The organism is Streptosporangium sp. NPDC005286 (assembly GCF_040607515.1).
GTDB lineage: Bacteria > Actinomycetota > Actinomycetes > Streptosporangiales > Streptosporangiaceae > Streptosporangium.
This window is the reverse complement of record NZ_JBEXGU010000007.1, coordinates 50,474-76,608: the sequence shown is the minus strand read 5'-3', so window position 1 is coordinate 76,608 and position 26,135 is coordinate 50,474. Positions and strand designations below refer to the sequence as shown.

Annotated in this window: 24 protein-coding genes and 2 tRNA genes; 11 read left to right on the top strand and 15 right to left on the bottom strand. The window is 71.4% G+C overall.

Annotated elements, in window-relative coordinates; all coding sequences use genetic code 11:
• Positions 1-2: 2 nt before the first annotated feature.
• Complete coding sequence (deoC, locus tag ABZU75_RS04845) at positions 3-941, bottom strand: deoxyribose-phosphate aldolase (RefSeq protein ID WP_355549565.1); 939 nt, start codon at positions 939-941, stop codon at positions 3-5.
• A gap of 488 nt (positions 942-1,429) precedes the next feature.
• On the opposite strand from deoC, the gene ABZU75_RS04840 reads away from it, so the two are divergent.
• The 3 genes from ABZU75_RS04840 to ABZU75_RS04830 all read left to right on the top strand — a co-directional run bounded on the left by ABZU75_RS04840 (position 1,430) and on the right by ABZU75_RS04830 (position 5,218).
• Positions 1,430-1,591 (top strand): hypothetical protein, encoded by a 162-nt coding sequence (locus ABZU75_RS04840; RefSeq protein WP_355549563.1) that lies wholly within the window; start codon positions 1,430-1,432, stop codon positions 1,589-1,591.
• A 122-nt stretch (positions 1,592-1,713) separates the two neighbouring features.
• Positions 1,714-4,572 (top strand): AAA family ATPase, encoded by a 2,859-nt coding sequence (locus ABZU75_RS04835; RefSeq protein WP_355549561.1) that lies wholly within the window; start codon positions 1,714-1,716, stop codon positions 4,570-4,572.
• Between the two features lie 46 nt (positions 4,573-4,618).
• On the top strand, positions 4,619-5,218 hold the full coding sequence (locus ABZU75_RS04830; protein WP_355549559.1) for an XRE family transcriptional regulator: 600 nt from the start codon (positions 4,619-4,621) through the stop codon (positions 5,216-5,218).
• Between the two features lie 20 nt (positions 5,219-5,238).
• On the opposite strand, the gene ABZU75_RS04825 is transcribed toward ABZU75_RS04830, so the two are convergent.
• The 5 genes from ABZU75_RS04825 to ABZU75_RS04805 are packed head-to-tail and all read right to left on the bottom strand — an operon-like array spanning position 5,239 to position 12,546.
• Positions 5,239-7,047, bottom strand: coding sequence for an ABC transporter ATP-binding protein (locus ABZU75_RS04825; RefSeq protein WP_355549557.1), 1,809 nt, complete (start codon positions 7,045-7,047; stop codon positions 5,239-5,241).
• 1 nt (position 7,048) lies between these two features.
• Complete coding sequence (locus ABZU75_RS04820) at positions 7,049-7,888, bottom strand: ABC transporter permease (RefSeq protein ID WP_355549555.1); 840 nt, start codon at positions 7,886-7,888, stop codon at positions 7,049-7,051.
• Between the two features lie 55 nt (positions 7,889-7,943).
• Complete coding sequence (locus ABZU75_RS04815) at positions 7,944-8,906, bottom strand: ABC transporter permease (protein WP_355549553.1); 963 nt, start codon at positions 8,904-8,906, stop codon at positions 7,944-7,946.
• A complete protein-coding gene (locus ABZU75_RS04810; RefSeq protein ID WP_355549551.1) occupies positions 8,906-10,909 on the bottom strand; it encodes a prolyl oligopeptidase family serine peptidase in 2,004 nt (667 codons plus the stop codon). The genes ABZU75_RS04815 and ABZU75_RS04810 overlap by 1 nt, the downstream gene beginning before the upstream one ends.
• On the bottom strand, positions 10,906-12,546 hold the full coding sequence (locus tag ABZU75_RS04805) for an ABC transporter substrate-binding protein (RefSeq protein WP_355549549.1): 1,641 nt from the start codon (positions 12,544-12,546) through the stop codon (positions 10,906-10,908). Before ABZU75_RS04805 ends, ABZU75_RS04810 begins: the two co-directional genes overlap by 4 nt.
• 127 nt (positions 12,547-12,673) lie before the next feature.
• On the opposite strand from ABZU75_RS04805, the gene ABZU75_RS04800 reads away from it, so the two are divergent.
• A complete protein-coding gene (locus ABZU75_RS04800; protein WP_355549547.1) occupies positions 12,674-12,910 on the top strand; it encodes a glutaredoxin domain-containing protein in 237 nt (78 codons plus the stop codon).
• 31 nt (positions 12,911-12,941) lie between these two features.
• Here ABZU75_RS04800 and ABZU75_RS04795 read toward each other — a convergent pair whose 3' ends face one another.
• From ABZU75_RS04795 to ABZU75_RS04760, 8 genes are all read right to left on the bottom strand, one after another.
• Positions 12,942-13,511, bottom strand: coding sequence for a TMEM165/GDT1 family protein (locus ABZU75_RS04795; protein WP_355549545.1), 570 nt, complete (start codon positions 13,509-13,511; stop codon positions 12,942-12,944).
• Between the two features lie 331 nt (positions 13,512-13,842).
• Positions 13,843-14,880: a UDP-N-acetylmuramate dehydrogenase gene (locus ABZU75_RS04790; protein WP_355549543.1), complete on the bottom strand. Its 1,038-nt coding sequence runs from the start codon at positions 14,878-14,880 to the stop codon at positions 13,843-13,845.
• 36 nt (positions 14,881-14,916) lie between these two features.
• A complete protein-coding gene (locus tag ABZU75_RS04785; RefSeq protein WP_355549541.1) occupies positions 14,917-16,206 on the bottom strand; it encodes a hypothetical protein in 1,290 nt (429 codons plus the stop codon).
• 72 nt (positions 16,207-16,278) lie between these two features.
• Positions 16,279-16,707 carry a MaoC family dehydratase gene (locus ABZU75_RS04780; protein ID WP_355549539.1) on the bottom strand — a complete coding sequence of 143 codons (429 nt, stop codon included), beginning with the start codon at positions 16,705-16,707 and terminating at the stop codon, positions 16,279-16,281.
• A 1-nt stretch (position 16,708) separates the two neighbouring features.
• The gene (locus tag ABZU75_RS04775; RefSeq protein WP_350918025.1) at positions 16,709-17,155 is read right to left on the bottom strand and encodes a MaoC family dehydratase N-terminal domain-containing protein; all 447 of its coding nucleotides are present in this window, start codon (positions 17,153-17,155) and stop codon (positions 16,709-16,711) included.
• Positions 17,156-17,425: 270 nt separating this feature from the next.
• Positions 17,426-17,590: a 50S ribosomal protein L33 gene (gene rpmG / locus ABZU75_RS04770; protein WP_030921771.1), complete on the bottom strand. Its 165-nt coding sequence runs from the start codon at positions 17,588-17,590 to the stop codon at positions 17,426-17,428.
• A 79-nt stretch (positions 17,591-17,669) separates the two neighbouring features.
• Positions 17,670-17,743, bottom strand: a tRNA-Met gene (locus tag ABZU75_RS04765).
• A gap of 201 nt (positions 17,744-17,944) precedes the next feature.
• A tRNA-Thr gene (locus ABZU75_RS04760) sits at positions 17,945-18,017 on the bottom strand.
• A gap of 323 nt (positions 18,018-18,340) precedes the next feature.
• Here ABZU75_RS04760 and ABZU75_RS04755 point away from each other — a divergent pair.
• Positions 18,341-18,982, top strand: a complete 642-nt coding sequence (locus tag ABZU75_RS04755) for a hemerythrin domain-containing protein (protein ID WP_355549535.1) — start codon at positions 18,341-18,343, stop codon at positions 18,980-18,982.
• Between the two features lie 125 nt (positions 18,983-19,107).
• Here ABZU75_RS04755 and ABZU75_RS04750 read toward each other — a convergent pair whose 3' ends face one another.
• Positions 19,108-22,428 (bottom strand): BTAD domain-containing putative transcriptional regulator, encoded by a 3,321-nt coding sequence (locus tag ABZU75_RS04750; RefSeq protein WP_355549533.1) that lies wholly within the window; start codon positions 22,426-22,428, stop codon positions 19,108-19,110.
• Between the two features lie 55 nt (positions 22,429-22,483).
• Here ABZU75_RS04750 and ABZU75_RS04745 point away from each other — a divergent pair, with 55 nt between their 5' ends.
• The 6 genes from ABZU75_RS04745 (at position 22,484) to ABZU75_RS04720 (ending at position 26,103) form a co-directional block, all read left to right on the top strand.
• Positions 22,484-22,798: a hypothetical protein gene (locus ABZU75_RS04745; protein ID WP_355549531.1), complete on the top strand. Its 315-nt coding sequence runs from the start codon at positions 22,484-22,486 to the stop codon at positions 22,796-22,798.
• A 277-nt stretch (positions 22,799-23,075) separates the two neighbouring features.
• The gene (locus tag ABZU75_RS04740; RefSeq protein WP_350918036.1) at positions 23,076-23,324 is read left to right on the top strand and encodes a hypothetical protein; all 249 of its coding nucleotides are present in this window, start codon (positions 23,076-23,078) and stop codon (positions 23,322-23,324) included.
• Positions 23,325-23,552: 228 nt separating this feature from the next.
• Positions 23,553-23,951, top strand: coding sequence for a YciI family protein (locus ABZU75_RS04735; protein ID WP_350918670.1), 399 nt, complete (start codon positions 23,553-23,555; stop codon positions 23,949-23,951).
• A 3-nt stretch (positions 23,952-23,954) separates the two neighbouring features.
• Positions 23,955-25,214 (top strand): sigma-70 family RNA polymerase sigma factor, encoded by a 1,260-nt coding sequence (locus tag ABZU75_RS04730; protein ID WP_355549611.1) that lies wholly within the window; start codon positions 23,955-23,957, stop codon positions 25,212-25,214.
• 146 nt (positions 25,215-25,360) lie between these two features.
• Positions 25,361-25,783 carry a YchJ family metal-binding protein gene (locus ABZU75_RS04725; protein ID WP_355549528.1) on the top strand — a complete coding sequence of 141 codons (423 nt, stop codon included), beginning with the start codon at positions 25,361-25,363 and terminating at the stop codon, positions 25,781-25,783.
• 86 nt (positions 25,784-25,869) lie between these two features.
• Positions 25,870-26,103, top strand: a complete 234-nt coding sequence (locus ABZU75_RS04720) for a hypothetical protein (RefSeq protein WP_355549526.1) — start codon at positions 25,870-25,872, stop codon at positions 26,101-26,103.
• The last annotated feature ends 32 nt before the right edge of the window (positions 26,104-26,135 follow it).

The following is a 26,135-nucleotide window of genomic DNA, read 5'->3' as shown; positions in this document are numbered from 1 at the left end:
CCTTAGTCGAGGGTGAAGTAGTCGGGACCCGCGTACCTGCCGGTGGCCATCTTCTGGCGCTGCATCAGCAGGTCGTTGAGGAGTGTGGAGGCGCCGAGCCGGAACCAGTCGGGGCTGAGCCAGCCCTCGCCGACGGTCTCGTTGATCAGGACGAGCATCTTGATCGCGTCCTTGGTGGTCCGGATGCCGCCCGCGGGCTTCACCCCGACCTTCCGGCCGGTCACGGCCAGGAAGTCGCGGACCGCCTCCAGCATGATCAGCGTCACCGGAAGGGTCGCGGCAGGCTGCACCTTTCCGGTGGAGGTCTTGATGAAGTCGCCCCCGGCCAGCATGGCCAGCCAGGACGCGCGGCGCACGTTGTCGTACGTGGACAGCTCTCCGGTCTCCAGGATCACCTTCAGGTGAGCGGCGCCGCAGGCGGCCTTGATCGCGACGATCTCCTCGAAGACCTTGACGTAGTCACCCGCCAGGAACGCGCCCCTGTCGATGACCATGTCGATCTCGTCGGCTCCGGCCGCCACCGCGAAGACGGTGTCGGCGACCTTGACGTCGAGCGAGGAGCGTCCGCTGGGGAAGGCGGTCGCGACGCTGGCCACCTTGACACCGGTGCCCTTCAGCGCCGTCGCGGCTTCGGCGACCAGGTCGGGATAGACGCACACCGCGGCCACCCTGGGTACCGAGGGGTCGGCCGGGTCGGGGTGGAGGGCCTTGGCGCACATCGCGCGGACCTTACCCGGGGTGTCGGCTCCCTCCAGGGTCGTCAGGTCCACCATGCCGATGGCGAGATCGATGGCCTGGGCCTTGGCGGTCGTCTTGATGGATCGGGTGCCGAGCATCGCGGCGCGCTGGTCGGCGCCCACGCGGTCGACGCCGGGCAGGCCGTGCAGGAAGGTTCGCAGCGTGGCGTTGGACGTGGCCACGTCCGCGAGCGAGGTAGTCATAGTTGACACCTCTCCAGGATGCCCACTGGTGTGATTAGTTCCAAACTGGACCTTGCACAGCCCTCCCGTCGGTTTTCGTCAACATCCGCCGGGTCCGGGCTCTCCGTGTCGTGCGGGGGCCCGGCGACACGGCACCGTTCGCGGATGAGGCGGCCGGAAATCCGGAGCCTCCCCACCGGTGGATCACTCCACCGGATTGCCGGACAGCACCTGGAACCACCTCCCCGGCGAGTACGCCCACGGCGAACGCGAGCAGGGTGAGGGAGGCCAGGCTCGGATCGGCGCCGCTCGGCGGCCTTCTCCGGCCGGGACACTCAGGGCCTACCGGGCGAGGTGGCAGGCGCGATCCGCGGTGGCCGAAACAGACTCTAGGTATGGGGTGGGGCGCGGAGCGGCCCGGATATAGGACATCCTCCCGATGTGGAACCGGGGGCCTTAGGGCGAATCTTGAGTGTGTAAGGAAAGCGCCACACCAGGAAGGAACCCCCATGGGTCCCGAGCTTCAGCTCCAGATGATCACCCAGAGGGCCGCCGAGCTCCGCGAGCAGGCCGACAGCCACCGCCTCGCCCGCGAGGCTCAGCAGGCCAGGAAGGCCCGCTCGGGCGGCAAGCGTCGCAGGGGCCTCCTCGGCAAGATCATTCCGGCATGACCACGTCCCGAGAGCCCGGCCGCCCCCTGTCCGGCCGGGCCTCTCTGCCCCCGTAGAAGATCGATTTCACCGAGCGAAAAATAAGGAGAGTGCTACCTGTAAGGCATGACATGCTGGCAGACATGGTGGGTCGGGCGGTAAGCCCCGTCTTTGTAGGACGGGAGGCGGAGCTTGCGGATCTGACCGAGGCATTCGAACAGACACGGAAGAACGCGGCGACGACGGTGCTGCTCGGCGGCGAGGCCGGCGTCGGCAAGTCACGGCTGATCGGGTGTTTCGCGGAACGGGCCTCGGCCGACAGCGCCCACGTGCTTAACGGGGGCTGCGTGGAGCTGTCGACCGAGGGCCTCGCCTACGCGCCGTTCACCGCGGCGATCCGCCAGCTCGTCCGCGAGTGCGGCGCCGAGGAGGTCGCGGCGCTGCTCCCCGAGGGAGGGGCACGCGACCTGGCCCGGCTACTGCCCGAGTTCGGCGAGCCGAGCGGCGACACGGAGAGCGACACCGCCCGGGCTCGGCTCTTCGAGCAGGTTCTCACCCTGCTGGAACGGCTCGCCGAGAGCCGGCCGGTGATCCTCCTCATCGAGGACGTCCACTGGGCCGACAGCTCCAGCCGCGACCTGATCGCCTTCCTCAGCCGGAACCTTCGCGCCGCACCCGTGCTGATGGTCCTCACCTACCGCTCCGACGAGCTCCACCGCCAGCACCCGCTCAGGCCGGTGCTCGCCGAGCTCGGCCGGCTGGACGGGGTCCTCCGGATGGACCTGCCCCGGCTCACCCTGCCGGAGGTGGCGGCCCAGATGGCCGGCATCCTCGGCACCGCACCCGAGCTCGCCCAGGTGAACAGGGTTTTCCAGCGCAGCGAGGGCATCCCGCTCTTCGTCGAGGCGCTGATGGAGTGCGGCGGCGACTGCACCTTCCCCGACTCCCTGCACGACCTGATCATCGGCTCCGTCGAGCGGCTCCCCGAGGAGACCCAGCGGGTGCTGCGCATCGCCGCGGCCGGCGGCATCCGGGTGGGCCACGCCCTGCTCGCCGCGGTCAGCGGCCTGTCCGACGTCGACCTCGATGACGCGCTGCGCACCGCGATCGCGGCCAACGTGCTGCAGGTCACCGACGGCCACGCCTATGTCTTCCGGCACGCGCTGATCCGCGAGGCCGTGCACGACGAGCTCCTGCCGGGTGAGCACGTACGGCTGCACGCCCGATTCGCCGAGGAGATCGGCAACGACCGCGCGCTCGTCCCGCCCGGCCGGGCCGCCATCGAGATCGCCCACCACTGGCACGCCGCCAGAAACGACCTCTGGGCCCTCATCTCCGCCTGGGAGGCCGCGGGCAAGGCCGCGAAGACCTTCGCCTACAAGGAGATGATGCAGCTGCTTGAGCGGGTGCTCACGCTGTGGAGCAAGGTCCCCGACGCCGCCGAACGCATCGGTGTCGACCACACCACGGTCCTGGAGCGCGCCTCGGAGGCCGCGAGCGCGTGCGGGGAGGTCGACAGGGGCAGCAAGTTCGTCAAGGCCGCACTGGACGAGCTCGACGAGCGGACCGAGCCCGCGCGGGTGGCGGACCTGCTGGTACGGAGGTCGCAGTTCAAGAAGGCCAAACGGAAGCCGGGGGTGCTCGACGATCTCCGCTACGCCGAGCGGCTGGTCCCCGAACCGGGGCTGGACCGCGCCGAGGTGCTGTCCAAGCTGGGTTCGTACCTGATGTTCAGCGGCGAGCTGGACGAGGGGACGGCGCTCACCGAGGAGGCGCTGCGGATCGTGCGCGAGTACGGCGAGGAGCCCCTGGAGGCCGAGCTGCTGCTCAACCTCGCGCTGGGCGACTCGATCGCGGGACGCATCGACGCCATGGCCCGGCTCAACGCGAGAGCGCAGGCGATCGGCGAGCGCGTCGGCTCCGGCGGCAGCGTGCTGCGCGCCCTCGCCAACAACGTGGACGCGCTGAACAACATGGGCCGCTCCACCGAGGCGATCGAGCTGGCGCTCGAAGGGGAGCGACTGGCCAGGAAGTACGGCCTCTACCGGGTCCAGGGCACGTTCATCGCCAACAACCGGGCCGAGGCGCTGGACGCGCTGGGCAGGTTCGAGGAGGCGGCCCAGCTGGCCGAGCAGGCCCTGGGCATGGACCCCATCCTGCGTACCCGCCACCACCTGCGGCGGATCCGCGCCGACGTGGCGCTCGCCCGGGGCGAGACGGACGTGCTCAGGTCCGTCCTGAACGAGGTGGGCGCCTTCGACGCCGCCTCGGAGGAGTTCACCCAGGAGCTGACCACCAACTCCCGGCTCCTGATCGGCCTGCACATGCTCGACGGGGAGCCGCTGGCCGCGCTGGAGGTCGCCGAGCGGGTGGCCCGGGAGGCACGGATCATGAGCAAGCCCATGCTGGGCTGGCGGATGCTCGACCTGCTCGGAGGGGTCTGCGAGACGATCGGGGCGTTCGCCCCCGAACGGGTGGCGGCACTGCGCGCCCGCGTCGAGGAGGCGGCGGCCGCGATGACCGTGGACAGCCCCGTCTCCGAGGCCTACCGGCTCGGTGTCGCCCGCGACCACGACGCCGCGGCCACGGTCTGGGAACGACTGGGCCGTCCCCTCCCGCAGGCGAGGTCACTGCTGCACGCCGGACGGGCGGCGGCCGGTGCAGGCGATCGCGACGGTGCCGCCGACCGGCTGCGCACCGCCCATCCGATCGCCGTGGCGATCTCCGCCCGGCCACTGGCGGGCGAGATCTCCTCGCTCGCCCGCCGGGTGGGGATCTCCCTCACCGACCGGACGGGGAGCGGGGAGCAGCTGCTGACCCCGCGCGAACTGGAGGTGCTCCGGCTGGTCGCCCAGGGACGGTCCAACCGCGAGATCGCCGCCGAGTTGTTCATCTCGGCCAAGACCGTGAGCGTCCATGTCTCCAACATCCTCGGCAAGCTGGGCGTCTCCACCCGGGGCGAGGCGGCCGCTGCCGCCCACCGCCTCGCCCTGATCGGCTGACCTCCTGCATCATGGATACCGATCGGATCGGGAAGAGGAGACAGACGTGCAGCGCGAGAATGGCATCGCCGTCGGCATGACACCCGCTCCCCCTGAGTCTTCGGGGGTGCGCGGAGCGATCGCCGCCAACCTGCGCCGCACCCGCCTGGCCCGAGGGTTCAGCGTTCGCGAGCTGGCCGAGCTGACCGGCGTGAGCAAGGCGCTCATCTCCCAGGTCGAGCGCGGCGTGGCCAACCCCACGGTCGAGGTGCTGTCGCGGCTCGCGGCCTCCCTGGAACTGACCTTCGGCGAGCTGACCCGGGTCCACCTGACCGGCCCGGAGGTGATCCGCCACGACGAGGGACTCGTCCTCCCCGCCGGGGACACGACGGTCCGCGCCTTGTTCGCGGCCCCCGACCGGCGCCGCTTCGAACTGGCCGAGGGCCACATCCCGCCGGGCACCCGCAGTGCCAAGAGCTCCCACGGCCGCGGCTCGGTGGAACACGCCTACGTCGTCTCCGGCGAGGTGACCGTCGAGACCGAGGAGTGGTCGGTCACCATCGCCGCAGGCGACGCCGTGCGCTTCGCCGCCGAGTCCGACCACGTCTACGCCACCGGCTCCGCCGCCTGCCGCGTCCTGACCCTGATCTCGTTCTCCGAGGACTGACGATGGAGCGTGTGAGCCGGTCAGTCCAGCCAGTCGCCGGAGCCGTCGGGGACGCTGGCCAGCAGCGTCCGGGTGTAGGGATGCTCGGGCGCGTCGAGCACCCGGTCGGCGAGGCCGGTCTCCACGCACGTGCCCGACTCCAGCACGTAGAGCCGATCGGCGATCTGGCGGACCACGGCCAGGTCGTGGGTGATGAACAGCATCGCCATGGACAGTCGTTCCCGCAGCTCGGCGAGGAGACCCAGTACCTGGGCCTGGACCGAGACGTCGAGCGCCGACACCGGCTCGTCGCAGATCAGCAGGCGAGGCTCGCCCGCCACCGCGCGGGCGATCGCCACCCGCTGCCGCTCACCGCCGGACAGCCCAGCCGGGCGCATCCCGGCCATGTCGCGGGCCAGGCCGACCGACTCCAGGAGCCGGGCGAGGTCGTCCGGCCCGGCGGGACGGCCGTCGGCCCACAGCGCCTCCCGCAGGGTCGCCCCCACGGTCCGGGCGGGGTTGAGCGTCGAATAGGGGTCCTGGAAGATCATTTGTGAGATCCGGCGGGCCTGGCGCACGGCCGCGCGCCCCATCCGCCCGTAGTCGGAGCAGTCCGCGCCGCCGAGCAGGATCGCACCCCCGTCCGGACGCTCCAGCCCGGCGACGCATCGGGCCAGCGTGGTCTTGCCCGATCCGGACTCGCCGACCACACCGACGACCTCGCCCGGAGCGACCGTCAGGCTCACGCCCGCCAGCGCCGGGCGCGGGCTCCCGGCGAACCGCCGGTGCAGGTCACGCACCTCCAGCACCGGCTCGGCCGCGACCGGCGGCCTGGGGACGACCCCCGGTTCCGGCGCGGGCGGCGCGGGCAGCTCGGCCGCCCGCAGGCACGCCGACAGCCGCCCTTCGCGGACGCGCCCCGATACGCGTACGGGACGTGGCTCCGGCACTCCCGCGCGGCACTCCGGCACGGCCAGCGAGCACCGGTCGGCGAACCCGCACCGCCCTGCCGCCACGTCGTGCGCGGGGACGGCCCCCGGCACCGAGGGGATCACCGCGAGCCGCCGGTCCGCGGGCGGCTCGGCCGCCAGCAGCGCCCTGGTGTACGGGTGGAACTGCTCATGCCGCACGGCCGCCGCACGGCCGGTCTCCATGATCCGTCCCGCGTACATCACCATGACCCGGTCACAGGTGGAGAAGGCCAGGCGCAGGTCGTGGGTGATGAGGACGAACGCCATGTCCCGTTCGCGCTGGACACGCCGGATGAGGGAGAGGACCTCGCGCTGGGTGGTGGCGTCGAGCGCGGTCGTCGGCTCGTCGGCGACCAGCACCCGCGGCCCTCCGGCCAGCGCGGCGGCCAGCCCGATTCGCTGGCGCATGCCGCCGGACAGCTGGAAGGGGTAGCGCCCCGCGACATTCGCCGGCAGGCCCACCTCCGCCAGCAGTCGCGGCACCTCGACGGCCGCGTCCGCGCCCTTCGGCAACCCGTCGGCGATCTGACGCCCGGCCCTGCGCAACGGGTTGAGCAGGGTGAACGGGTCCTGCATGAGGAGGGAGACCACGCCGCCGCGCTGCCGCCGCCGGGCACGCGGGTCGTCGTCCACCCGCTCGCCCGCGATGCGCACCTGCCCGGTGGCCTCCAGCCCCTGAGGCAGCAGGCCGAGCATCGCACGGACCGTGAGGGACTTGCCCGAACCCGACTCCCCCACGATGGCGACCGACTCTCCGGCCGCCACCTCGAACGACACCTCCGACAGGAGGGTCCGCCCGGTGGAGGGCTGCCGGACCTTGATTCCTTCGACCCGGATCGCGGGCTCGGCGGTCGCCCCGGTTCCGGTGGACTCCTTCATCTCAACGTGCCCTTCCCCGGCGATCGACGCGTTCGTGGAGCCAGTCACCGACGATGTTCAGCGCGGCGGCCGTGAGGATGATGGCGAGGCCGGGGGCGACCACTGCCCAGGGGTTGACGAGCAGTTGGGCCCGATTGTCCGCCAGGGTGCGCCCCCAGTCGGGCGAGCCCGCGGGCACCCCCAGGCCGAGGAAGGACAGCGAGGCCAGGGACACCAGGGCGTAGGCGAAGTTGAGAAACCCGTTGGCCAGCGTGACCGAGGCGATGTTGGGCCAGATCTGCCTCGTCATGATCCGCCACGCGGAGAGGTTCTTGAGCAGTGCCGCCTCGACGTAGGGGCGGTGCCGCTGTTCGAGCACGGCCCCGCGCACCACCCTCGTGTCGGTGGGGGCGAACAGCACGACGAGCACGGCGACCGCCAGGCCGTACCCTCCGCCCAGTACCCCGGCGACGACGATCGCCACCAGCAGGGCGGGCAGGGAGAACATCAGGTCCGCCCAGCGCATGGCCAGCGCGTCGGCCCAGCCGCCGAAGTATCCGGCGGGCAACCCGATGAGGTTGCCGATCAGCATCGACCCGGCGGCGACGCACAGCGCGCCGGGAACGGCCGTACGGGCTCCCGCGACGAGCAGTTCCAGCACGTCGCGGCCAAGGTCGTCGGTGCCGAGCGGGTGACCTGGCGCGGGGCCGGTGATGCCGAGCACGAGGTCCTGGTCGGTCGCGCCGGGCACCAGCCAGGGCGCGAGCACCGCGGCCACGGCCACGGCGAGCAGGACGGCCAGCGCGCCGGCCACGGCCACCTGGGGACGGCGCCGCGCGACCGCCGGAAAACGGCCTCTCACCGTGCCTCCTCAGGTGAGATACAGCGAATCACGACGGCGTGCCCGCCCGCGGGGATCACGATGTCCTCCCATCGAACCGGACCCGGGGGTCGGCCACCGAGTAGCCGATGTCCACCAGCAGGTTGACGGCGACGATGAGCAGGGTGAACAGCAGCCCGAGCGCCTGGACGGCCGGGACGTCCTTGAAGGTGACCGAGTCGACGAGCAGCGATCCGAGACCGGGAAGCGCGAACGTCACCTCGACCAGCACGGTCCCGGCCAGCATGCCGGTCACGATGAGCCCGGCCGCGGTGAGGATGGGGACCAGCGAGTTGCGCAGCGCGTATCCGAGGACGGCCGCGCCGCCCAGGCCACGCGCGCGGGCGAAGACCACGTAGTCCTGGTCGAGCTCGCGGATGAGCGCCGCCCTGCTGAAGCGGACGAACATGCCCACGGCGCCGATGGCCAGCGCGACCGCGGGCAGGGTGAGGTGCCACACCTGGCCGACCAGGCCCTCACCCGTCCCGTACACGGGAAACCAGCCGAGCCCCGCGGCGAACACCACGAGCAGCAGCAACCCGACCGCGAAGGGCGGGGCGCTCAACCCCACCACACCGGCGGTGACGACGAGGCGATCGGCGGCCCGGCCCCGCCGCAGCGCCCCGACCACGCCCAGCGGAACCCCCACGAGCAGGGCGAGCAGCACGCCGTACCCGACGAGCGCCAGGGTGAGCGGCAGCCGCTGGCCGATCATGTCGGCGACCGGCATCCCGGTCCTGACCGAGGTCCCGAGGTCGCCGTGGAGGACGCCGCCGAGCCAGCGCAGGTACTGCGCGGGCAGCGGCTCGTCGAGGTGGTAGCGGGCCTGGATCGCCGCGATGGTCTCCGGGGTGGCGGGGCGGGTGCCCAGCAGGGTCTGCTGGACCGAGCCGGGGGCGAGGTAGAGCAGACCGAATATGCCGGCCGACAGCAGCGCGACGACGACGGCGGTGCCCGCGAACCTGCGCAGCAGGAAGAGAAGCCGGTCACGCCCCGCCATCAGAGCACCCCGTTTCCTGTCAGCCACGCGACCACGCGCTCCGCCGCGTCCCCGCGGTGCGCTCCCTCCGTCAGCTCGTGGCCCTCCCGAGGGTAGACGACCAGCTGGGTCCGGACGCCGGCCGCCGACCAGGCACGATAGAGCTGCTCCGCCTGCCCGACGGGGGTGGTGCGGTCCTCGGCGCCGTGCAGGATCAGCGTCGGTGTGGTGACTCCGGCCGCGTGGCACACCGGCGAGCGGGCGGCGAGAAACTCCCTGCCCTGGGGCGTGGCGGGGTCGGCCCCTCGGTGGTAGAGGAGGTCGAAGCCGCCACCGAGGTTGCTCGCGGTGGCGAAGCTGAGCCAGTCGCTCACCCCGGACATCACCACGGCTGCCCGGAACCGGCCGGTTCGGGTCACCGCCCACGCGCTCAGGTACCCGCCGTAGCTGAGCCCCATGACCGCCATCCGCCCCGGGTCCGCGACTCCGGCCGCGACGAGGTGGTCCACACCCGCGAGGACGTCGCCCAGGTCGTCCTCACCGAATCGCCCGATGACCCGGCGCGCGTACTCCTGGCCGCGCCCGCTGCTCCCGCGCGGGTTCGGCAGCAGTACGGCCGCCCCCGCGTGCGCGAGCGCGGCGGCGAGCCCGCCGGACTCGGCCGGCGCGAAGGCAGTGGACCACAGCCAGGTCGGCCCTCCATGCACGATCACCACCAGCGGCGACGGTCCCGCCTCGGTCCCGCCGCCTCCCGTGGGGCCGGCGGGACCGGTGGAAGGCGAGAGGTCCGGGGAAACGGCGGGATCGACGGTGACGGCGGGTGAGATCGGCGACCTCCGCAGCAGGAGACCCTGGACGGCGAGGCCGTCCTGGCCGGTCCAGGAGACCTCCTCCTGGTGCACGGCGAGCGGCGCCAGCGCGGCGTTGAGATCGGTGACCTGGCGCCAGTCGCCCTTGGCCACCTGGGCGACCGCCACCTCTGGGGGGCATTCGGCCGTCTCCCAGACGGCGACGGCGAGCGCACCGGTGCGATCCACCGAGAGTGACGGTTGCCCGTCGCGCCCGCCCAGGGTTCCCCAGGAGGTCCAGCGGGTCAGCGGGCGACCGTCGGCGGTCAGGGTGCCGCCGTGCGTGCCGGTACCCGACCACCCGGTGAACCACAGGGTGTCCTCGTCCAGCCAGCCCAGATCGGTGACGTCGTCGACGGCGGCCAGTGGCGTCGCCTCCCCGGTGACAAGGTCGACGCGGATGATCCGCCCGGAGACGATGGAGAGCCCCTCGACCACGACGGCGGTACGCCCGCCGGGCGCCAGCCGGGGGCGGCTGAGCTGCCAGGAGGTGCGCAGCAGGGTCCGGGGTTCACCGCTCTCGGGATCGACCAGGTCGAGGGCGGGCCGGTAGTACCCGGCGGGCGTCTCGTCGGCCGAGGTGACGGCCAGTACGACGCCGTCCCGCCAATCGGCGTCCCACACGGTCAGGCCGCGCAGCGGCACCGGCCGCAGCTCCCCGTCGCCCACCCGTGCCCACGCGAGCCGCCTGCGCCTGTCGCCCGGCGTGCGGACGAAGGGATCGGTCCCGTCGCGGACCCGGAGGCCGAGGTGGCTGCCGTCGCGCTCACTGCCGGGGTCGGCGAACCGCACGAGCACGCTACCGTCACCACCGGGGACGAGATCCTCGATCTCCCCTCCCACCCGGATCCGCCAGGCGGGGACCGGATCGCCGGGTGAACGGACCTCGACGTGGTCGAGGTCAGGGCCGTCACCGGCGGCGAGCAGCAGCCTCCCGTCCGGCAGCCACCGCGTCAACGCGTGCCATTCCGTCCCCGTGCCCGCCACGGGAACGGGCACCGGGACCGGTCCTCGGCTCCCGCTCTCGGCTTCGGACAGGTCGAGTACGTGTGCGACGGGACGGCCGTCCGGGCGCGGAAGAACGCAGGCGACACGGGCCCCCTCCGGATCCAGCACCACGGCCTCGGGCACACGCAGACCGGCGAGTGCGGCGTACGCCTCCAGTGCCGCGGTCATGAGCGGGTGGTGATCTCGGTGGCCCAGGGGCCAACGAAGAAGTAGGGCCCGAACTCGCCGGTCCCCACGCCGGGGCCGAACGCCGTCGCCGCCTCTCCCCACCAGAGCGGCTGGTACGGGACGTCACCCGCGGCCTTGACCAGCGCCTCCCCGAGAAGCCTGCCGCGTGCCGTGTCGTCGGTTCCGGTCTTCGCCTCGTCGAGCAGCCCGGTCACCTCGGCATTGGCGTACTCGGCGATGTTCGTGCCGTTCACACCGGTGGCGGCGCCGTTCAGGAGCTGCTGGATGTACTCCGCGGGGTCGCCCGTGGTGGCGAAGTACCATCCCAGGTAGACGCCGGAGGCGTGCTTGCCGAGCTCGGCGATCCACTGCTCCAGCGGGACCTCCTTGACCTCAAGGGTGATGCCGATGCCCTTGAGGTTCTCGGCGAGGGTCAGTGCGGCCCTGCCGAGTTGCGGCCCGCTGTTCGGGTAGGTCAGCACGTCGGCGAAGCCGCCGGGCACCGAGGAGGCGGCCAGTTCGGCACGTGCCTTGGCCAGGTCGAACCCGTACTGCGGAATGCTCGCGTACAGGTTCTCCACCTCCGCCTCGCCGAGCACGCCGCCCCACTGGGCGGGGTCGGTGAGCGTGGTGGCCACCCTGCCGTGACCGCGCAGCACGCTGCGGAGGATTCCCTCCCTGTCGACGGCGTGGGCGACCGCCCTGCGGACGTGGACGTCGTCCCACGGCTTCTTGGCGGTGTTGAAGGCGAGCGTGACGAGGGAGCGGTCGCTCGCCGCCTTCACCTCGACGCCGGGCAGTCCCTTCCACTGGTCGATCTGCTCGGCGGGCACGTTCAGCGCCACGTCGACGGACCCGCCGCGCATGGCGAGGAGCCTGGTCGACTCCTCGGGAACGAAGTCGATTTCAATCCGGCGGTACGGGGCCTTGCCTCCCCACCAGGCGTCGTTGCGCTCCAGCGTCACGTGCGAGTCGGGGGCGAACTCCGTCACCCGGTACGGGCCCGTGCCCAGGATCTTCGCGGTGGGAGTGCCGATGCCGTCGCCGGAGACCTCGATGAACTTCCTGCTCGTGACCATGAGGGTGCCTGGCGACGGCGTCCAGGCGAACGAGGCGTCGGGCCGCTTCAGCGTGATCGTGACCTCGGCCGGCCCGCTTACGTCGATCTTCTTCACATTGGCGTACGCGTACGCGAAGGCCGAGGTGGAGCCCTTTCGCGCGTGCAGGTCGAGGCTGGCCGCGACGTCGTCCGCGGTCAGCGGCGTCCCGTCGGAGAAGGTCACGCCCTGGCGGATGGCGTAGCCATAGGTCGTCGCGTCCTTCCTGGTCCAGGACTCGGCGAGCGATGGCTGGAGGCTGCCGTCGCGCCCTACCCCGACGAGCGCCTCCTGGCACAGGAGCGCGACGACGTAGTTCATGATGCCCGCCTCCTTGCTCGCGTCGAGCGAGCCGAGGGAGGAGGGCAGCGCGACCTTGAGGACGTCAAGGGACTTCGCCGCCCCAGCCGGGCCCCCGGCCGCCGGTTCGGGTGACCCGCAGGCCACGGCGAGGCCAGGGACGGCGGCCAGGCCGCTCACGATGGCGATGGATCTCAGCAGGGACCGCCGGGTGAGGGCGACGTCGGGGAGCTCGGTCACGGGGACCCACTTTCGTGCGACCAGCCAGCCCGCTCAGCTGCTGTGTCTACCATTAATATCCACTTGGCGAGTGAGAATATTCACTAGTCGTCGTTCACGTCAAACCCACCTTGCGAATAGGGAATACATGTCCTCCCTCACTGTCTACAGCGCTCCGTGGTGCGGTCACTGCCACCGGCTGAAGGCCGCGCTCGCCCGCGCGGAGATCCCCTTCGTCGAGGTGGACGTCGACCGGACGCCCGGCGCGATCGAGCTCATCACCGACCTCGGCGGTGGTTCCTGGCTGATTCCCACCGTGCTCCTCCCCGACGGATCAGCGCTGGTCAATCCCAGCGTGCGGGAGATCGAAGCCCGGCTGGCCTGACCGGTCACCGCTCCGTCGGGGAGGAGCACGATCAGGCCAGCAGGGGTTCGAGCAGCAGGATCACGCCGAAGACGGCGAACGCGGCGGCGGCGCCGTACCTGATGATCTTCTCCGGCAGGTGCTTGCCGAGCATCCGTCCGACCAGGATGGCCAGGGCGTCGGCGGCGACCATGCCGACGGTCGAGCCGATCCAGGTGCCGAACCAGCCGTGCTGGGTGGCGAGGGTGATGGTGGCGAGCATGGTCTTGTCGCCCAGCTCGGCGAGGAAGAAGGCGACGGTCACGGCGATGATCGCCGATCGGGTGGTGCGCTGCGCCTTCTGGGCCTCCTCGTCCGTCAGCTCGTCCCCGCGCAGCGTCCACAGGGCGAAGCCGAGGAAGGCGATTCCGGCGATGATCGTGATCGCCGTGGTGGGGAGAAGGTCACCGGCCAGCCCGCCGAGACCGACACTGAGCAGGTGGACCACCGCGGTGGCCAGGGTGATTCCGGCGAGGACCGGCCACGGCTTGAACCGGGTGGCGAAGGTCATGGCCATGAGCTGGCTCTTGTCGCCCAACTCCGCGACGAAGATCACAACAAGACTGATCCAGAACGCTTCCAATGGAGGGTGCCCTTCCCGCACGTGCGGCCGGGCTGAAGGGGGGCACCCGGGGAGTTTCGGGCACGACTTCGGCCCGGCGGCATCGATGATTGCCTGCCAGGCCGAAGGTCTCGTCCGCCCCGGAGCCGTGAGAGAACGGCCGAATCCGAGGCCCGCGTGACCGGGCGCCCTGGGGCGCCAGTATGTCGATCACGCGATTGGGACTACTCCCCTTCGGGTGTTTCCATCAGACCATAGCAGCCGGGGCAGGATGCTCATTCCCGGGTCCTGCCCCGGCCCCGGAGACCGGCGCCTTCGCAGGTCGCCCCCGGGCAATCCGGCTCCTCGGAGCTCAGAGGCGAGTGCCGACCATCACGGGCTCGTTGACGAGGGTGACGCCGAATTTCTCGAAGACCCCGTCCCTGACCTCGCGGGCGAGATCGAGAAGCTCCTCGGTCGAGGCCGACATTTCCGGATTTGTCATTGCAAGGGTGTGCTTGGTGGAGATGCGTGCCGGGCCGCGCCGGTATCCCTTCGGGAACCCGGCGTTCTCGATCAACCATGCCGCCGGGACCTTGACCGCCCCGTCCGGCATGTCCCAGCGGGGGAACCCCGGCGCCCGCAGCTCCAGCTCGGCGGCCTGCCCGCCGGTCAGGATCGGGTTGGTGAAGAACGACCCCGCACTGCGGGTGTCCGGGTCGGCCGCGTCCAGGACCATGCCCTTGCCCGCGCGCAGCTCCAGCACCGCCGCGCGAGCCCGCGCCAGCGGTACCCGATCGCCCAGCGCGACACCCAGCCGGACCGCCAGCTCCCGGTAGGCGATCGGACCGGACAGCGCGTCGCCGGCCAGCTCGTAGGTCACCGCGAGCACGACGTGCCGCCCGAGTTCCTCCTTGAACGCGCTGTGCCGGTAGGCGAACCCGCACTCCCGCGCGGTCAGGTCCCGTACCTCGCCGCTCCGGCGGTCGTAGACCCGGACAGCGATGATCGTCTGGGAGACGTCCTGCCCGTAGGCGCCGACGTTCTGGATCGGTGTGGACCCGACCAGCCCGGGGATGCCGGACAGGCACTCCACTCCCGAGCGGCCCTCCGCCCCCACGCGCTCGACCAGTGAGTCCCAGTCCTCGCCCGCCTGCGCGGTGACCCGGTCCCCGTCGATCTCGACGCCCTGGGAGGCGACACGCACGACCAGGCCGTCGAACCCCTCGTCGGAGACGACCAGGTTGCTGCCGCCGCCGAGCACGAGCACCGGCTCGCCCGCCCGGTCGGCCTCGGCCACCAGCTCGACGATCTCCTCGGCCGACCCGGCCTCCACGAACGCCCTGGCCGCTCCGCCCAGCCCAAGCGTCGTGTACGGCGCCAGCCGTACCCCTGCCACCCGCTCCGTCATACGCTTCCCCACACCCGGCAGAAATCCGCGACCAGCCTACGGGGAGCGCAGCAGCCTCAGCACCCGGTCGTAGGTCCGCCGCGACTCCCTGTCGCGATATTCGGGGTCGACGTCGTCCTGACCGCGGTGCCGCTCCTGATGGACCGGGAGGTCCTTGCCCAGGCCGACCAGGATGCCGGGGAGCCCGAGCGAGAACTCCAGGTCGGCGTTGCGGTAGTAACGGGCCTCGGTGGGGAAGCCGCCCGCGGCGAGCACCGTGTCGCGCCTGACCGCGATCAGGTGGCCGAGCAGTGCCCGGACCTCGCCCGGCTCGGCCTCCAGCCACTCCTGACCGTCCTCGCGAGGGTTCACGCCCTTCCAGCCCGCCGCGGTGACGTCGTCGTCCAGCGCCTTGACCAGCGGGGTGATGGCGTCGCCTTCCAGGATCATCGAGGTGTCCATGACAACGTGCACGTCAGAGGTGTCGAGACGGAGTAGCTTGTCACGGCTCTCCCCCCACCCGGCGGAGCCGCCCCTCCAGTGCGGGAGCTCGGCCACATGCCATGCCTCCACCCGATGGGGGAACTCCCGCACCAGCTCCTGCAGGACGGCTCCGGCTCCGTCCAGGTTCCCCAGGTCGAGGGCGAGAATCCTGGCCTCGGTACGGGCGACCAGGGCGCGTACGCACTCGCGCAGCTCTTCTGGCCGGCCGTCGACCAGCAGCGCGACGGTCACCGTCGAGTGCGCGGCCCTCGGCTCCTCGACCTCGGCGGGGGCGACGATGGTCTCGTCGAGCCGGGAGACCGACAGGCTGGCGTCCCAGAGCAACTGGGAGGAGACCATCCACTCGGGATGACCGTGGAGATCGTCCGACCGGCCGACCAGCTCGGAGCCCTCGGGCCTCGGCCGGGGTGCCGCCTCGGTCTCGGCGACCCGCTCCGCGTCCAGGGCTCCGAGCCGCCCGGGGTGACGCCCCGGATCCGCGGCCTCGGCGACCTGTTCGGCATCGGCGGATCCGTCCCGCCCGCGGGCTGCGTCTTCGGTGCCGGTGTCCGCGGAGGTACCCGGCCGCGCACCGGAACCCGTGTCGGAACCGTCCCGCCCGGCCGCTGGGGAACCCTCGCGCCTCCCGGCAGCCGAGGCGTCCTCGGGCAGGGAACGGAGCGTGGGCCACGCCTCGAAGGGGGGTACGGGGATGAGCTCGAAGCCGACCGCGGTGTCCTGGACGAGCCAGCCCTCAGCTCTGATCTCGTCGCGGAGCGCGTCGGCCATGGCATGGTCGTGCTCGGCTCGCGCCCTGGCCCACCGCTCGGCCAGGTTGGTCACCTCAGGTGGTACTTCGCTCATGCTGGGGACGCTACCCACGGACCGGGAGAAGATTCGGCCCCGGCCCGCGAGCGTGCCCTCGCCCGGCGACCACTACGACAGCTGGACCACCGCGCGGGCCTTGGACAGGACCCGGGAGTCGTTGGACCTGGCGGTCAGGGCGACCACCACGCGCTTGTCCTCGAGCTTCTCCTCGATGATCCCGCTCACCGTGATGACGGCGCCCTGGTCGTCATCCGGGACGACGACCATGGAGGAGAAGCGCACCCCGTAGTCGACGACCGCGCCCGGGTCGCCCGCCCAGTCGGTGACGAACCGTCCGCCCTGGGCCATGGTGAACATGCCGTGGGCGATGACGTCCGGCAGCCCGACGGTCTTGGCGAAGCGCTCGTTCCAGTGGATGGGGTTGAAGTCACCGGACGCCCCGGCGTACATCACCAGGTTGGCGCGGCGCACCGGGTAGTCGGCGGGCGGGATCTGCTGACCCGTCTCGACCTCGTCGTACTTGACAGTCGCGGCCATCTCAGCCCGCCCCTCCACGCTCGACGATGGTGTTGTAGGTCGTGCACACGGACTCGCCGTCGACGGTGCTGACCTCGCTCTTGACGGTGATCAGCTCATTGCGGCCGGCGCTGCGGATGTCGGTCACGGTGGAGACGCTGACCAGCTCGTCCCCGGCGTGGATCGGCCGCCGGTACTCGAAACGCTGCTCGCCGTGGACCACCATGGCGAAGTTCAGCCCGAGCTCGGGGTCGGCCAGGATCGACCCCCCGGCCAGGCTGAACACGATGGGAAAGGTCGGCGGGGCGATCACGTCGGGGTGCCCGGCCGCCTGGGCGGCCTCCCTGTCCCGGTAGATCGGGTTGTCGTCGCCGATCGCGGCGGCGAACTCTTTGATCTTCACGCGGCTGACCTCGTACGGCGAGGAGGGCGCGGACGCCCGCCCGACGAAGTCACGGTTCAAGGCCATCGTGCTCCTTTGCGGATACCGAGCCGGCGAGGCCGGACCGGTGGGTCAGGCCGACAGTAACAGAACAAGATTCCAGGGTGTGCCCTCGGGGCCACCAGGAAACCGTAGCCCGAAGCCACCACGGCCCCGCCTGTCCGCCGCGGTCAACAGCCGAGCGGAAAAGCTGTGCGGATACGACAAACCGGCGCCCGCCTGAGGACGCCGGTTTTCGTGGAGTATGTGCGTGCCCATCAGACACTCATCTCCCACCGGAGCGGGAGGCTTCGCGGACTAGCGAGTCTCGCGGTGCGCCTGGTGCGTCTTGCAGTTCGGGCAGTACTTCTTCAGCTCAAGCCGATCCGGGTCGTTGCGCCGGTTCTTCCGCGTGATGTAGTTGCGGTGCTTGCACTCCTGGCAGGCCAGCGTGATCTTCGGCCTAACGTCGGTGGCAGCCACTTGGGAGTGCCTTTCTACGTTCGGGACAGTGGACAACCCACGGCAGAGCCCCTCTTTGGGAGGGGACCCCGGTGGGTAGTAGCGGAGGCCGGACTTGAACCGGCGACACAACGATTATGAGCCGTTTGCTCTGCCTGACTGAGCTACTCCGCCTTGAGGCCGATGAAATCGACCGACCTCGCAAGGATACCCGACCCGCAGAGTGCCTACGTACTTGTGCAGGTCAGGGCGACCTCTTCTGGGTTACCCCAGTATGCCCGTTCGCGCGTCGGGAACCTTGAGTGTTTTCTGGCTGACCTAAAGGCCGACCAAGCCGAAAGCCCCAACCCGGAGGTCAGGGCTTTTAGGCTGTTGAGCCCCTTTACGGAATCGAACCGTAGACCTTCTCCTTACCATGGAGACGCTCTGCCGACTGAGCTAAAGGGGCCTGTCCGTGTCGCTCTCGCTTGCGGACAGGTGTAACCATACACGGCTCCGGAGCGGGATGCGAAATCAATCGAGGACCGTCCGGATCACCACACGTCCTCCCCAGAGGATCCCCGCAAACCGCCGCCGGCGCCCCGGATCCGGCCGCCGCCCGGGAGCCCCCGGCGGCCGCCACGACGGACACCGGGCGGCGGCGGAGGCGCGCCCTCGCCAAGTCCGCCGCGTCGGGGCCGATCGCACTACCAAGTAGCCGCCAAGTAGCTCATAAGAGGGCTGCCGCATCGTGGTCGGGTAAGCGCCCGCACCGCCTAAGGAGCCCCCGAGATGACCCCGGAACTGCTGGGATTCCAGATCACCCACCGCGCCATGCGCGCTGACACCCGCCGCCTCGCCGACCTCATGACCCAGCTGACCGAGGGACGGCAGGTGACCGATCCGGCGCGCGCCCGCGCCATCGCCGAATTCATCACGACCCTGAACCAGGGCATCCACCATCACCACACGATGGAGGACGAGGTGCTCTGGCCCGTCCTCGAACGGTCCGCCGGAGTCGAGCTGGACCTGCGCGACCTCAGTGACGACCACGCCGACCTCGACCCGCTGCTGGCCGAGATCAACAGCCAGGCCGCCGCGTTCGCCTCGACCGGCGACGCCTCCGCACTCGCCAAGTCCCTCACCCGGCTGGCCGACATGCTCGACGAGCACATCGCCGAAGAGGAGCGGCTGCTCTTCCCGATCATCAAGAAGTACGTGTCCGTCGCCGACTGGGAGATGGTCGAGACGGCGGTACGCAAGGGCGGGAACGTCAAGATCGATCTGCCGAGGATCGAGCAGTACGCCAGGCCCGACGAGCTGGCCCGGCTGCGCAAGCTCGCCGGTCCCATGCTGACGCTGATGCTCTCCCTGTTCCGGCGCGGCCACCGGCGCCGTCAGCGGCTCGTCTTCGGCCCTCTCGCCGGCCTCTGATCCGGGCCGCACTCCCATGCCGTCCCGGAGCGCCTGCCCACGCGGCGTGAGCCGGATCATGTCACAGATCCGTGTGTGATCCGGCGCCGGACCCGGTGTGCCCGCTCCCGCCCCGAGCGGGCCGCCTACGCTCGGTTCGAGCCTCCCGCCGGGGTCTGGCCCCCACTCCCCGCGAGTGCCTCCGCCGCCCTGCGCGTCCAGTGCGGCGAGCCGACCCGCTCGGCGACCCGCACCGCCTGCTTGTAGTGGGTACTCGCGTCGTGTCCGAGGAAGGCCGCCAGGTCGCCCAGGATCAGGGCGACCGGCCCCAGCGTGATCGACCCGGAGTGCATCCCGGCCAGCTCGCCGTCCCAGGGCAGCAGCGTCCGGTAGCAGCCTTCGGCCGCCGCCCGGTCGCCCAGCGCGATCGCGCTCTCCCCGCGCAGTCCCTGCCAGAGGAGCCAGTAGTAGTCCCGGTTGGGCTCCTGGTCGGGCCTCCAGTAGGCGCGTGCCTCGTCCACCCTGCCCTCGGCGACCAGCGCCCGCACGACGATGTCCGCCAGCCCCTCGGGAGCGAAGGAGTACAGCGTCAGCAGCTCCGCCATGTCCTGCGGCAGGCCGCCCGCCAGCCGGACCACGAACCGGCCGATGGCGCCGATGATGTGGGCGACGGCCCCGCCCGCGGCCATCATCCGCTCGCCGATCGCCAGGTAGGACCGTTCCGCGCCCTCGAAGTCGCCCTTGACCAGCATGACCAGTGTGTCGATCATGGACAGCACGCTCAGCGCCAGTCCGAGCTGGCCGGTGGTGGAGTGCTCCAGGGCGCGGTCCGCGTGCCGCCTGGCCGCGGCCAGGTCGCAGCGGCCCAGGCTGACCATGGACAGGGCGTGGTGCCCCTGCATGGCGTACCCGGGCAGCCCGTCGCGGTCGCCCAGCCTGACCAGCTCCCGGCCCAGCACCTCCAACTCGTCACGGCGGTCCGGGATCAGCAGCACGAAGTAGCGGGCGTTCAGGGCCAGGCGGACGAGGTCGCTGCGGCCCAGCCGCCGGGCGATCACGACCGCCTCGGCGCTGTAGGCCAGACAGCGCTCGTCGTCGTGCCCTTCCAGCTCGAAGACGAGCGTGGTCAGCAGCCGGCAGCGGCTCTCGTCGTCGGCGCCGTCCAGCGCCTGCACCAGCGCGTCGACGAGCGGCTGGTCCACCTGCCTGTTGGGCTGGATCGACCAGGTCACCGGGGCGTCGTAGGCGGTCAGCGCCCGGTTCAGGCCGTCGCCCAGCCGCCGCGCGAGGGCGATGGCCCGCTCCCGGTTCTCCCTGGCGGCCAGCACGTTGCCCTCGTGCGCCTGGACCTGCACCAGCGAGCAGAGCAGGTCGAGCCGGAGCGCGTCGTCCTCGGCGAGGTCCAGCGCCCCCCGGTAGAACGTCCCGGCCTCCCGGTAGGAGTGCATGCCGCGCGCCTGCTCGGCCGCCGCCCTGGCGTAGGAGACCGCCCGCCCCGCCGAGGCCGCGGTGGCCGCGGCGAGCGCGTGGTGACCCAGCGCGGTGACCTCTCCCGGCCGGACCCGTTCCAGTGCGCCGACGACCCTGCCATGCAGGCGCATGCGGCGCAGTCTCGGCGTGTCCTCGAACAGCGTCTCCCTGACCAGCACGTGCGCGAAGCGCACCCGGCCCGGCGCGGGCTCGGTCAGCAGCCCGGTCAGCACGCCCGCCTCCAGCCCTTCGAGCACGGTGTCCTCGTCGGAGCCGTCCAGGGCGAGCAGCACGTCGACGTCGACGTCCCGCCCGATGACGGCCGCGTCCCGCAGGGTTCTCTGCGCCACCGCGGGCAGCCTGGCGATCCTGCGCCTGATCAGGTCGCGCACGCCCGGCGGCAGCGCGCGGGCGGCCGAGGTGCCGTCCGTGGTGATCAGCCGCGCGGTCTCGCAGACGAACAGCGGGTTGCCGCCGGTGCGCTCGGCCACGGTCCGCGCGGTCACCGCGTCCACCTCCCGGCCCGAGCGCTCACGCAGCAGCAGCGCCACGTCCTCGTCGCCGAGCCCGTGCAGGTCGAGCCGATGAGTGTCGCGCCCGGCCAGGGCCGCCCAGGTCGCCCCCAGGTGGTCGACGGCCTCGGTGGGCCGGTAGGTCGCGACGATCATGATGTCGGCCTCGGCGACGCCCGTGGCGAGGTGGCGCAGGAGCTGGAGCGTCTCGCTGTCGGCCCGGTGCACGTCCTCCATGACCACCAGCAGCCGGGTGCCCTGCCCGACGATCCGGGACAGGTAGTCACCCACCGCCCGGGCCAGTAGGAACGGTCCCGCCGGCGGGGCGTCGTCGTCCAGCAGCGGCGCCAGCCGGGCGGCCAGGTCGTCTCGGGGCGGCCGGTCCGCGGCCAGGGCGCGCAGCACCTCGCTCCACGCCCAGGCGGGCGGCGCCCCGCCCTCGGTCTCCGGGCACTGCCCGGTCGCGGTCAGCCAGCCACGTGCCGCCTGCCGCCTGGCGAAGGCCGCGGCCAGCGCGCTCTTGCCCGCTCCAGGGTCTCCGCCCAGCCAGACCGTGCGCAGCCTGCCCCGGTCGGCGACCGCCTGCAGCGTCGCCATCTCCTCGCTACGGCCCACGAGGTCGGGTACGGGGGCGGTGGCGAGGTCCGGCGCGTCCAGGTCTCGCTCAGGTCTGTCCTGCTCCGGCTCCCCCACGGCGGCCCCATCGGCACCGGAGGCGGGCGTGGCCGGGCGGTTCAGTGAGTCGGCGTGGGCGAGGATGTCGCCCTCCAGCGCGCGCAGCGCGGGACCGGGGTCCACCCCCAGCTCGTCGGCGAGGGTCTCGCGGGCCTTCCTGATCGCGGCCAGGGCATCGGCCTGCCGGCCGGCCCGGTAGTAGGCCAGGGCGAGCAGCCGGACGGCGTTCTCCCTGAGCGGATGGGCTCGGACGTGCTGCTCAAGCTCGATCTCGGCGTTGCGGCCGAGCACCAGCAGCGCCTCCGCCCGGTGCTCCACGGCGACCAGCCGCAACTCGTCCAGCCGTACGGCCTCGGGCTCCGCCCATTCGTCGTCGGCGAACTCCGCGTAGGCGGGCCCCTGCCAGAGCGCGAGTGCCCGGTCCACCGCCTCCAGTGCCCGCGCCCCGTCTCCCGCGGCGAGCGCGGCCCCGGCGGCGTCGACCAGGCGGGGGAACAGCCAGGCGTCCACCCGTTCGGGCTCCAGCCGGAGACGGTAACCGGGTGCGGCACTGACCAGCACCGTGGCGGGCGTGCGCGGCAGCCGTCCGGGTTCGAGCGCCCGTCGCAGGTTGGACACGTAGACCTGGAGGGCGGCCAGCGCCTTGGGCGGGGGTTGCCCGCGCCACAGGTCATCGATGAAACGATCGGTGGAGACCACGTGCCCACCCGCCGCGACGAGCCTGGCCACCACGGCCCGCTGCCGGGAGGTGCCGAGGTCGACCGGACGGCCGTTGATCTCCGCCTGAAGCGGACCAAGAACTCGCAACATAGCAAAGGGCAGGATAAGCGCCCTCGGACTGCTTTTGGTGAACATTAGGAGCAAAATGCTGCAAGACCGTCGCAAGGAAACGATCCGGGCGCTCGACGAGAGCGACCGGCCGCACCTGTACTGGCACGGGGTGGACGGCGACGGCCACGTATGGCTGTTCGAGACCGTCATCGACAGCGGCGGGGAGTACTGGCCCGTGCGCCACGCCGAGCTGGGCTCGGACGGCGTGGCCCGCACGTACTCGTGGAACCATATCCAGGACGAGCACGGCTTCCTGGCCGAGGGCCCGATCTATCCCGGCGACTTCGGCCTGAACTCCTTGACCTCCGAGGAGTTCGAAACCCTGTGGGCCGCGCTCAGCGGGCGATGAGATCCTCCCCTGGAGGGCTCCTCCCGCCGCCCGGGCAGGGCCCTCGGGGTGGCCGGAGCTGTCGGGGTGGCCGGAGCTGTCGGGCGAGCTCAAATCCGGACATTTACCGACTACACGCGAAGCTAGCAGCCAAAAAGCGCACACAACATCTCTTTCTATTGATTTTCGAATGTTTTCGATCACTACTCGGCAGTAGTTCCGGCCCCGCCGTAAGTCCGGCATATTGAGATGACAAAGCGGGTTATTTCGCATATGGGCATGGGGGTAGGTTGCTCGCATGAGCGGAACGCCCGGCCTGAGAATGGCAGCCTCGGACATGACCGCGCTGAGCCTGTGGACCGCCGACGCGGTGGTGCTGTTCGACTGGCTCATCAACGTGGACCTTGACCAGATCCCCGTCCAGCACCTGGCACAGAAGCAGGCCCTGATGGACCTCCTCCAGCAGCTCGACCGGAGCGTCCCCGGCTACACCCACGCCGACATCGAGCAGGCACACCGGCTGCTGACCCGCGAGATGGGCCTGTAGTCCCGCCCGCTCCCCACCTCCGGCCGCCGCGACGAGCGGGACCGTGACCCCGCCTGCGGCGCTGGACACCCACCCCGTAGCGGCTCGCCGGGGTGTGCCGCGTGAACTCCGGCAGATTTTTCTGCACGGATGTCCGGCAGAATGTCGAGAACGGCCGGGTCTGCTTCTACCTGTGGGTGAGAGCGCCGAGAACGGCGCTCGAACGTGAGGAGCGAAGACGTGAAGTACATGATGTTGATGCAGTTCAGCGGGCAGCTGAAGGACGAGGTCCCGCCGATGCACACCTGGCCCGTCGAGGACGTCCGGGCCCACATCGAGTTCATGCACGACACGAACAGGAAGCTCACCGAGGCCGGGGAGTTCGTGGACGCGCAGGGGCTGGCGGCCCCGGACCAGGCCAGGATCGTCCGGGCCGGTGAGGGCGGCGCCGCCGTCGTCACGGACGGCCCGTTCCCCGAGACGAAGGAGTTCCTGATCGGCTACTGGATCATCGACTGCGACAGCCCCGAGCGCGCCGTCGATCTCGCCGCGTACGTCTCGGCCGCGCCCGGCCCCGGCGGCAAGCCGCTGAACATGCCGATCGAGGTGCGCGAGGTGATGTCGGCGGCCCCGCCCGAGGAGCTGTGACCGCTGGATAGCCCTGCCATCGACGACCTGCTGCGCCAGCTGGTGCCGCAGGTCGTCGGCGTGCTCACCCGCCGCTTCGGAGACTTCGCCGCCGCCGAGGACGCGGTCCAGGAGGCGCTGCTCGACGCCATCGCCCAGTGGCCGGCGGAGGGCGTACCCGCCAACCCGCGAGGATGGCTCATCCAGGTCGCGTACCGCCGGATGACCGAGCAGGTGCGCAACGAGCAGGCCCGCCGCCGCCGGGAGGAGCTGGTGGCCACGCAGGCGCCCTCCGAGCTGCGTACCGCCCCGCCGGCGGACGACGCGCGCGCGAGGGACCGGGACGACACGCTGACCACGCTGTTCCTCTGCTGTCACCCCGCGCTGACCCCGGCCTCGGCGATCGCCCTCACCCTGCGGTCCGTGGGCGGCCTGACCACCGCCGAGATCGCCAGGGCCTTCCTGGTGCCCGAGGCGACCATGGCGCAGCGGATCAGCCGGGCCAAGCAGCGCATCAAGGCATCCGGCATCCCCTTCGGCATGCCCGCTCCCCAGGAACGGGCGCGGCGACTCGGCTCGGTGCTGCACGTGCTGTACCTCATCTTCAACGAGGGCTACGCCAGCAGCGCCGGCCCCGACCTGCAGCGCCTGGAGCTGTCCCGCGAGGCGATCAGGCTGACCAGGACGGCTCACGACCTGCTCCCCGACGACCGCGAGGTGGCCGGGCTGCTCGCGCTGATGCTGCTCACCGACGCCCGGCGTCCGGCGCGGACCGGCGCGGACGGCGCCCCGATCCCGCTGGCGGAGCAGGATCGGAGCCTGTGGGACGGCAAGGCGGTCGCCGAGGGGATCGCGCTCATCACCGACACCCTGGCCAGGGGTGCGGTCGGCCCCTACCAGCTCCAGGCGGCGATAGCCGCGGTCCACGACGAGGCGCCGACGGCCGAGGAGACCGACTGGCCACAGATCCTGGCCCTGTACGGCCTGCTGGAACGCATGTCCGACAACCCGATGGTCTCGCTCAACCGCACCGTCGCCGCCGCCATGGCGCACGGCCCCGCGACCGGCCTGGAGATGCTCGGCGAACTCGAAGACCGCCTGTCGGGACACCACCGCTTCCACGCCGCCCGGGCCCACCTGCTGGAGATGGCCGGTGACCTGCGGGCGGCCGTCGACGACTACCGCGCGGCGGCGAGCCGCACGACGAGCGCCCCGGAGCGCGACTACCTCACCACCCGCGCCGCCCGGCTCAGCGCCGCGGACCACCCGGACCGGCGGGCCTGAGCCACGGTGACTCCTCCGCTCCCCGAAGGGAGCGGCTTCTCGCCTCCCTCGGCCGAGGTGGGCGACGGCCGGGCCCTGACCGTTTCAAACAAGCGATTCACCTGCCGGGTAAACTCGGCAGTCCCCGCACTGAACATGATGGAGCCATGTCCCCGCGCACGCCACGCCCGCGACCGGTCCGCGCCACTCCGGCGACCTGCCCCTGCGGGCTGCCCTCGGCCTACGACGACTGCTGCGGCCGGCTGCACCGCGGGGAGACCAAGGCGAGCACCGCCGAGCAGCTGATGCGCTCCCGCTTCAGCGCGTTCGCCGTTCACGACGAGGCGTACCTGCTCCGCAGCTGGCACCCCACGACCAGGCCGCCCGGCATCGACTTCGACCCCGGGCTGCGCTGGGTGCGCCTGGACATCCTCGGCGGCACCGAGGGCGGCCCGTTCTCCACCGGGGGCACCGTCGAGTTCCGCGCCCACTACACCGAACGCGGCCGTCCGGGCGAACTCCGGGAGAACAGCCGTTTCGTACGCCACGACTACGCCTGGGTCTACCTCGACGGCAACGTCGGTAAATAACCAGACATCATCAAGATCCCGAGTTGTCCGAAAAAACCGCGGCAAATCCATATGATCGCTTCATCCGATCGGGACATAGCGCGGCATTGGCGATGCTCGGGTACGTGCTGGGCGCCCTCGCCGCGACCGTACCGGGCCAGTGGGCGTACCAGAACCACCGGGAGTTGCTCGGCGAGACCATGATCATGTCCGCCCTGCTGTGCCGGCTGGCGTTTCTCTTCGAGCTTGTCCACCTCGCTTTCCGAGGAGTGCGCCGCCTCGCCCGCACCTCCGCGCGCGCCCATGCCTCCGCACGACTTTCGCCGACGCCGAAATCATAAGAAACCCTCTCATCCCAACTGGCAAGGAGCTC

Excerpts from the sequence above, each read along its gene's own strand:
- deoC (WP_355549565.1), bottom strand. The coding sequence starts at position 941 with ATGACTACCTCGCTCGCGGACGTGGCCACGTCCAACGCCACGCTGCGA.
- ABZU75_RS04840 (WP_355549563.1), top strand. The coding sequence starts at position 1,430 with ATGGGTCCCGAGCTTCAGCTCCAGATGATCACCCAGAGGGCCGCCGAG.
- ABZU75_RS04835 (WP_355549561.1), top strand. The coding sequence starts at position 1,714 with ATGGTGGGTCGGGCGGTAAGCCCCGTCTTTGTAGGACGGGAGGCGGAG.
- ABZU75_RS04825 (WP_355549557.1), bottom strand. The coding sequence starts at position 7,047 with ATGAAGGAGTCCACCGGAACCGGGGCGACCGCCGAGCCCGCGATCCGG.
- ABZU75_RS04815 (WP_355549553.1), bottom strand. The coding sequence starts at position 8,906 with ATGGCGGGGCGTGACCGGCTTCTCTTCCTGCTGCGCAGGTTCGCGGGC.
- ABZU75_RS04810 (WP_355549551.1), bottom strand. The coding sequence starts at position 10,909 with ATGACCGCGGCACTGGAGGCGTACGCCGCACTCGCCGGTCTGCGTGTG.
- ABZU75_RS04800 (WP_355549547.1), top strand. The coding sequence starts at position 12,674 with ATGTCCTCCCTCACTGTCTACAGCGCTCCGTGGTGCGGTCACTGCCAC.
- ABZU75_RS04790 (WP_355549543.1), bottom strand. The coding sequence starts at position 14,880 with ATGACGGAGCGGGTGGCAGGGGTACGGCTGGCGCCGTACACGACGCTT.
- ABZU75_RS04785 (WP_355549541.1), bottom strand. The coding sequence starts at position 16,206 with ATGAGCGAAGTACCACCTGAGGTGACCAACCTGGCCGAGCGGTGGGCC.
- ABZU75_RS04780 (WP_355549539.1), bottom strand. The coding sequence starts at position 16,707 with ATGGCCGCGACTGTCAAGTACGACGAGGTCGAGACGGGTCAGCAGATC.
- ABZU75_RS04775 (WP_350918025.1), bottom strand. The coding sequence starts at position 17,155 with ATGGCCTTGAACCGTGACTTCGTCGGGCGGGCGTCCGCGCCCTCCTCG.
- ABZU75_RS04755 (WP_355549535.1), top strand. The coding sequence starts at position 18,341 with ATGACCCCGGAACTGCTGGGATTCCAGATCACCCACCGCGCCATGCGC.
- ABZU75_RS04750 (WP_355549533.1), bottom strand. The coding sequence starts at position 22,428 with ATGTTGCGAGTTCTTGGTCCGCTTCAGGCGGAGATCAACGGCCGTCCG.
- ABZU75_RS04745 (WP_355549531.1), top strand. The coding sequence starts at position 22,484 with ATGCTGCAAGACCGTCGCAAGGAAACGATCCGGGCGCTCGACGAGAGC.
- ABZU75_RS04740 (WP_350918036.1), top strand. The coding sequence starts at position 23,076 with ATGAGCGGAACGCCCGGCCTGAGAATGGCAGCCTCGGACATGACCGCG.
- ABZU75_RS04735 (WP_350918670.1), top strand. The coding sequence starts at position 23,553 with ATGATGTTGATGCAGTTCAGCGGGCAGCTGAAGGACGAGGTCCCGCCG.
- ABZU75_RS04725 (WP_355549528.1), top strand. The coding sequence starts at position 25,361 with ATGTCCCCGCGCACGCCACGCCCGCGACCGGTCCGCGCCACTCCGGCG.